This is a genomic window from Oleiphilus sp. HI0123, from assembly GCF_001635315.1.
On the sequence record NZ_LWGE01001464.1, the window covers coordinates 1 to 3,187 of the forward strand.

The window sequence follows — 3,187 nt, forward strand, 5'->3', positions numbered from 1 at the left end:
GGAAGTAAGAGTACAGTTATTAACAGATTTAGGTGGATTGATAAGCTTATGGCTTCGGAAACTCAGATAATTGATGCGTTAAAAGCAGTGGTAGAAGACGGGAAAGTTCGTACTGATGCGGAGACTCTAGAGTCTCATGGTAAGGATTGGACGAAAATATATGCGCCTAAGCCTCTAGCGATTGTATTCCCCAAAACAACTGAAGAAGTTCAGGCAATTGTTAAGCTAGCGAATGAGCACGAGTTTGCACTAGTACCTTCTGGCGGACGAACCGGTTTAAGTGCGGGGGCTGTGGCAAGCAATGGTGAAGTGGTCGTTTCTTTCGATTACATGAATCAGATCGTTGATTTCAGCGCCAGTGATCAGGCTGTACGTTGTCAGGCTGGTGTTGTTACACAGCAGTTGCAAAACTTCGCCGAAGAGAACGGTTTGTACTATCCGGTTGACTTTGCATCGGCCGGTTCTAGTCAGCTAGGAGGTAACCTATCGACTAATGCGGGCGGTATTAAAGTTATCAAATACGGCATGAGCCGTGATTGGGTCTTGGGTTTAACCGTGGTAACAGGTGCTGGCGAAATTCTTGAACTAAACCGAGACTTGTTGAAAAACAATACCGGATATGATTTGCGTCACTTGTTTATTGGTGCTGAAGGAACACTTGGTTTTATCACTGAAGCAACAATGAAACTAACGCGTCAACCGAACAATCTGACTGCTTTGGTTCTGGGTCTATCAGATATTGGTAACACCATGGATGTCTTGAAAGCATTCCAAGCAAAGCTGGACTTGACTGCCTATGAGTTTTTCTCGCACGAAGCGATGGGGCATGTCTTAGCGCACAACGATGTGCCTGCACCCTTTGAAACTGAAGCGCCTTTCTATGCATTGTTGGAGTTCGAATCGACGTCTGACCAGGTAATGGATGACGCAATGGCTTTATTTGAAACCTGTGTTGAAGAAGGGTGGGTTTTGGATGGTGTGATCAGCCAGAGTGAAACCCAGCTCAATAACTTATGGCGTTTGCGTGAAGGTATCTCAGAGTCGATTTCTGTGCGTACTCCGTACAAAAACGATATTTCGGTCGTGGTCTCTAAAGTTCCTGAGTTTCTAAATGAGATCAATTCAGTGGTGACTGAGCATTACCCGGATTTTGAAATTATCTGGTTTGGTCATATCGGTGATGGCAATCTGCATTTGAATATTCTTAAGCCTGAAGATTTAAGCAATGAAGAGTTCTTCTCGAAGTGCATTCAGGTAAATAAGTGGGTTTTTGATATTGTCGCAAAATACAATGGTAGTATCTCGGCAGAGCACGGCGTCGGAATGGTCAAGAAAGATTACCTGGGTTATTCGCGTTCGCCTGTTGAGATCGAAATGATGAAAGGCGTTAAGCGTGTCTTTGATCCAAAAGGCTTGATGAATCCTGGAAAGATTTTCGATCTGTAGCCTCTTTAATTAGATGGTGAATGTACGGTAATGAGAACAATATGCGGGTAGTCGATAAAAGGGGATTTCTTTGCTCTCTCATTCTGCTCGCCTTTATCTCATTGTTGTTCTTGTCCCAGTCGCGGCTTCCAGCGCTGGATGAAAAAGCTCAGATGGGCCAGCGCAACCATCTTAGTTCTCTCGCCTTTGATGTCATTTACCCGCTTAGTGCTGAGCAAGGGCATGCAGAGCGTATTCTCTATAGCTCGCTTAACTGGGCATATACCAACTGGCAAGGAATGACCTTTGGTTTTCTATTTGCTGCAGCTGTACTGACTTTAATATCTTTCCTTTCAATAAACTTGCCTAAAGTCGCAGATGGGCGAAATCCTTATAAACAAGCGTTTATTGGTGCCTTGCTCGGAACTCCTTTGGGTGTTTGCGCCAACTGTTCTACGCCCATTGCTTTTGGTTTATACCGGGGAGGCCTTCCTACTCCCACCGCTTTATCGATGCTGAGTAGTTCGCCAAGCTTTAATTTTATCGTGGTTGCGATGTCACTAAGCTTGCTGCCCATAGAGCTAGTTGCCATTAAGTACATCTTGATCGTATTTTTTGTCTTACTGGTAATTCCCTTTTTAAGTGCTCGTTTTCATGGCGAGGGTGGTAAGTTTAAAGGTAGTGGTATTGATCTCCCGCTAAATGCCTGTGCAATTACGCAACAAACTAGGGGGCTTCAGTTTGTCTTTGAATTTACCAAAGCATATTTGGGGCATTTAGGGTTTATCTTAAAAGGGGCGCTGCCTCTTATGCTTTTAGCTGGGGGGCTTGCTGCGCTTGTAGCAGAATTTGTTTCACTAGATAACTTAAATGGGTCGTGGACCTTAATAATACTAATTGTGGTGGCCTTGTGCGCTGCTTTTTTTCCGGTTCCTATTGCCTTCGATGTTGTGATCTCAGTTGGCTTGTTGGCAGCGGGGGTTGATATTGCCTATGTTGGCGCAGCCTTTTTTGCTTTAGGCGTTTTTAGTATTTATCCCGCGACGATGGTTGCACGAGATATCTCTCTGAAATTGAGCCTTGCCTTATTATTGAGTGTGTCTGTTTTAGCGTTACTGGCTGGTCTGACCGTCAGCGCATATACCGAGCAATCACAGGGCGCTAAGTTGCTATCGGTAACAGAAAAACTATCTCAGCTAGCGATGACTAATGATGCGGCTGAAAAGGAAGCAATAGAGCTTCACGGTTTACCGGAATATTCGGCACGCCCCCTGATGCGAAAAGCTGCCCGTGCCTGCCATGTTCTTGGTGAGTCTCGTCAGTATGACTGCTTTGAACGCTTCGTTGTTGAGCTATTATCGAAGCAATTTAGTGCGAGTGCCTGTGATTATCTGGAGGATGCAGCGAGCTATCGCCAGCGCTGTATGGAGGCATTTGATTATCTTAAAGTCAGGAAAGGCGCCTTAACAAACGAAAGTGTGGATCAGTGTAATAGTTTACCTACGCAATATAGGCAGCGCTGTCGTTATGACTATTTTTTCGAGAAGACACTTGAGCAACAAAGCTTATCGCCATGCTTGTCTTTAAATTCTCAAGAAGGTCAGCGCCAGTGTTTAGTTGAGAGCTTAGCGCTAAATACAGAACTTTATCCGGGCTATGCGCTATGCGCTTCACTTGAAGGTTCTGGAGCCGTAGAAGATTTGACGGCATTTTGCCTCAATGAACATAAGCTTATACGTCAGAATATATTGCTAGTACAGCA

The 3,187-nt window shown here is 44.7% G+C and carries 2 protein-coding genes; both read left to right on the forward strand.

Annotation, left to right across the window (positions count from 1 at the left end; genetic code table 11):
• Window positions 1–48: 48 nt before the first annotated feature.
• Window positions 49–1,446: an FAD-binding oxidoreductase gene (locus A3761_RS19200; RefSeq protein WP_068510644.1), complete on the forward strand. Its 1,398-nt coding sequence runs from the start codon at window positions 49–51 to the stop codon at window positions 1,444–1,446.
• A gap of 20 nt (window positions 1,447–1,466) precedes the next feature.
• Window positions 1,467–3,187: permease (locus A3761_RS19205; RefSeq protein WP_197473122.1), on the forward strand; the 1,721-nt coding region annotated here is incomplete at its 3' end.

Bases quoted from the DNA above. Each gene is read 5' to 3' on its own strand.
- A3761_RS19200 (WP_068510644.1), top strand. From the start codon at position 49: ATGGCTTCGGAAACTCAGATAATTGATGCGTTAAAAGCAGTGGTAGAA.